4 protein-coding genes are annotated in these 3,609 nt (G+C 63.5%); 2 read left to right on the top strand and 2 right to left on the bottom strand.

Annotation, left to right across the window (positions count from 1 at the left end):
- The first annotated feature begins 166 nt into the window (after positions 1-166).
- Entirely contained in the window at positions 167-766 is a 600-nt protein-coding gene (locus JNB50_RS19680; RefSeq protein ID WP_307794806.1) for an ABC transporter ATP-binding protein, read from the top strand.
- 50 nt (positions 767-816) lie between these two features.
- Here the strand turns inward: JNB50_RS19680 and istB are convergent, their stop codons facing one another.
- Together istB and istA are read right to left on the bottom strand one after the other, a co-directional pair.
- Positions 817-1,623: an IS21-like element helper ATPase IstB gene (istB, locus tag JNB50_RS19675; RefSeq protein WP_208041845.1), complete on the bottom strand. Its 807-nt coding sequence runs from the start codon at positions 1,621-1,623 to the stop codon at positions 817-819.
- Entirely contained in the window at positions 1,620-3,287 is a 1,668-nt protein-coding gene (gene istA, locus JNB50_RS19670) for an IS21 family transposase (protein WP_208041846.1), read from the bottom strand. Before istA ends, istB begins: the two co-directional genes overlap by 4 nt.
- 100 nt (positions 3,288-3,387) lie before the next feature.
- On the opposite strand from istA, the gene JNB50_RS19665 reads away from it, so the two are divergent.
- Positions 3,388-3,609, top strand: a 222-nt coding sequence (locus tag JNB50_RS19665; RefSeq protein ID WP_307794805.1) for a type IV secretory system conjugative DNA transfer family protein, incomplete at its 3' end; no start/stop codon positions are given.

Raw genomic sequence — 3,609 nt, 5'->3', positions numbered from 1 at the left:
GCGATCTGTTTGATGGTGACGCCGCTCTCGCGGCTGCGAGCAACCGCAACGACGTCCTCGCGGAACTCTCTGGGATAGGGGCCGGGCATGATGACATCCTCCCCGTCAGCGCCTCCCGGCACTAACGATCAGTTGTCACCAATCCGTTCCTCACGCCCGCACGAGTGTGTTCCGGGGTCTCAGTCTCACGCTTGAGGAAGGGAAAACGTACGGACTGACTGGCCCGAATGGGTCGGGAAAATCCGTGCTGCTGAAGCTGATTTGTGGTTTCGAGTTCCCCGACGAGGGCGAGGTGATCGTCAATCCTCGCTTTCTATCCAGCAAGCGAACCTTCCCGGAGAAATTCGGCGTGACGATCAACGGGCCGGCTTTCTTAGCTAACGCAACTGCGCAAGAAAACCTCCTGCAACTAGCTCGGATTCGGGGGGTGTCGGGTATCGACGATGTGCGAGAAGCCCTCGCCCGGGTTGGGCTGGATGTAGGAACGAAGAAGCGGGTTCGGACGTTCTCCCTTGGAATGAAGCAAAAACTGTCCATCGCCCAGGCGCTCCTCGAAAAACCTGAGGTGCTACTGCTCGACGAGCCGTTCAACGCGTTGGATGAGAGCAGCGTGACACGGCTCGTCAGCGAGCTTCGCGCAGAGCAGGCGAAGGGCACCACAATTTTGTTTACGAGTCACCAAAAGGAGCACGTGCAGCAACTGTGCGACGAAGTCTTCGAACTTGTGGACGGCAAAGCAAAGCTCATCGGGGTACAAGCGGCGTGATGACAGCAACCGCCATCAGCCCGGATCTCGGCTTCGCGCCTAGCGATCGGTCATGGACTGTTGGTTCGGGTGTGGGCCAGCCGGTAAGACTCGGTTCCGGATTCGATGATGTGGCCGTTGAAGGTGAGCCGGTCGACGATCGCGGCGCAGAGCCTGGGGTCGGTGAAGGTCTTGGTCCAGCCGGAGAATGACTCGTTGGAGGCGATCGCGACGGAGGCCTTCTCCTCCCTTTCGGTGAGGACTTGGAAGAGGAGCTCTGCGCCGCGGCGGTCGAGCTCCATGTAGCCGAGCTCGTCGATGCAGAGCAGGTCGACCCGGCCGTAGCGGGCGATGGTGCGAGCCAGCTGTTTCTCATCGGCGGCTTCGACGAGTTCGTTGACGAGTTTGGTGGCGAGGGTGAACTTCACCCGGTAGCCCTTCTCCGCCGCGGCGGTGCCGAGGCCGATGAGGAGGTGGCTCTTGCCGGTGCCGGAGTCGCCGATCAGGCAGAGCGGGTCGCCGCGGCGGATCCAGTCCCCGGTCGCGAGGGTGTGGATGGTCGCCGGGTTGATGTTCGGGTTGGCGTCGAAGTCGAAGTCGCCCAACCACTTCTGCCGGGGGAAGCCGGCCCCGTTGACGCGGCGGATGGTGGAGCGGCGGTCCCGGTCGTCGCATTCGGCCAGAAGCAACTCCGCAAGAAAGCCTTGGTAGGACAGCTGCTCCCGATTGGCGACGGTGATGGCCTCGTCCATGACCGCTCGGACAGTCGGGAGCCGCAGACGCCGGCAGGCTTGATCGACCGCGGCCGCGGCCGCTTCCTCTGTCATCCCGCGTTGCCGGCGCAGCGTGGTAGTGATCGATGTTGAGGTGGGGCTCATGTGTTCGTTGTTCCTTCTTTATCGGGAGTGGTCGGGGCGGTGAAGGTGGGGCGTCGTTTCAGCAGGTCGTCGTAGGCGGTGACGCTCGGCATGGGCCGGGTGTCTGGTGGAAGCCCCGCGATCACCGCTCCAGGGTCAGTGAGGCGTCGCTGGGTGAGACTGACAACTCGCTGCTCCTGGCCGTCGCGTTGTTCGACGAGATGACGGTTAGAAATGGACCCCCCTGCGTGGAGGCGAGCCTCGACCGCGACGACATCGGCCGAGACGGCCCCGACGGTCAGTGCCGCGCGGATGCCGGCGATCACATCAGCGGCGCGCATGTTGCGGTGCAGCAGGAGAACTTCGATCAGCTCGCGAGTGCCGGCGGCATCGCCGTTGACCTTCCGCGATTCCTGCCAGAACGCCTCATGAGCGGTCGAGAACACCCCGGCCTGGCGTGCTTGCGAGAGCGCGATCGAGCCAGGGAACGCGCCTGGCTTCTTCCGCAGCACCTCAAGGTAGTGGTCCAACACGATCGACTCGCCGCCTTTGACGACCACGCGCTCGTGACGGGCGACCTCGGTGTGGCCCTCGAAAACAGCAACCTCCGACGCGCGCAGCGAAACGCGGACCTTCCGGCCGATCAACCGTGCGGGAACTGAATACTTCGCCATCCGGACCGTGATCAGGCTCGACCGGTCAACCCGTGGATGAAGCACCAGCCCGGGATCGAACCGCTCCGTCGGCAGAGGCCCCAACAGCGGCCGCTCAAGGGCGAAGTCCGCGCCGACCTTGCAGCGGCGTTGGCTAACGCGGCGGTCCTCGTCACGGAGATCCCAACCTCGGATCTTCTCATTTAGCTCCGCGAGCGTGTCAACCTCCGGCATGGGCGAAAGCCAGGTGCGACGGAACCTGCCCACCTCGCCCTCAACGCCGCCCTTCTCGTGCGCGCCCTCAATGCCTGGCTGGCAGTAGAACGCATCGAACCCATAGTGGGAGCGGAACAGCACCCAACGGTCGTTCTCAACCCGGCGCCGGTCGGAGCCATAGATCACCGTCTTCACCGCAGCCGTGAGGTTGTCGTATTTGATGTGGAGGGTCGGGATCCCGCCGATGTCCTCGAACGCATCGATGTGGCCCTCAAGGAAGGCTTCCTGCGACTGTGTCGAATAGACCCGGTGGACCGCTTTGCCGGAGTGTGAGAGCCGGAAGGTGAACATGTGGCACTTGGTCTTGATACCGGCCAGGATCACCCAGACCTCACCAAAGTCGACTTCCGCCTCGGCGCCCGATGCGTGCTCTTGCGGAACAAAGACATCCGGGAGGTAGCCAGCCTCGGCCGCGATCTCCGGCTTTCGCCTGGCGCAGTAATCCCTGACCGAGGCATAGGAGAGATCAGCTCCGAACTCGTCCAGCAGCCGAGCGTGAATCCGCGTCACCGTCTGACGCTGCTTCCTCGGCGCAGTCAGATTCGCCCGAAGCATGCCATCGATCGTGTCCTTAAACGGGCCGATCTTCGGCGACGACCTCACCGGCGTCTTACGCGGCGGCGGCGACGGCGACTCCAATGCCTGCCGAACGGTGCGCCGATGAACTCGGAACCGCTTGGACAGCGCGTTCACCGACAACTCCTCGACGCGCGCCGCCCGACGAATCTCGGCAAATAGATCCACTCTCGACCCCAACTGACCCTCCTCGTCCAATACGAACGAGAACACGCTCAGGGGTTGGCCAAATCAAACCGTCACAGCCACACCGACAAGACCCACATTGGGCCAAATCGAGGTGACGAGCCTGGGCCACTTCAACCTGTCAGAAACACCGCGCACCGGTAAGACGACCAGCCGCGCCGTGCCGGCGATCCTGGCCGCTCCCGGCGGGGTGCTCGTCACCTCGAACAAGCGCGACGTCGTAGACGCCACCCGCGACGTGCGGGAGAAGGCCGGGCAGGTGTGGGTGTTCGAACAGCAGGGAATCGCTTTGGAGGAGCCAACCTGGTGGTGGACA

The organism is Leifsonia sp. TF02-11, assembly GCF_017565305.1.
In the GTDB taxonomy this organism is placed as follows: Bacteria; Actinomycetota; Actinomycetes; order Actinomycetales; family Microbacteriaceae; genus Leifsonia.
The sequence above is the reverse complement of the archived record's forward strand: the minus strand, read 5'-3'. Positions and strand labels throughout refer to the sequence as shown.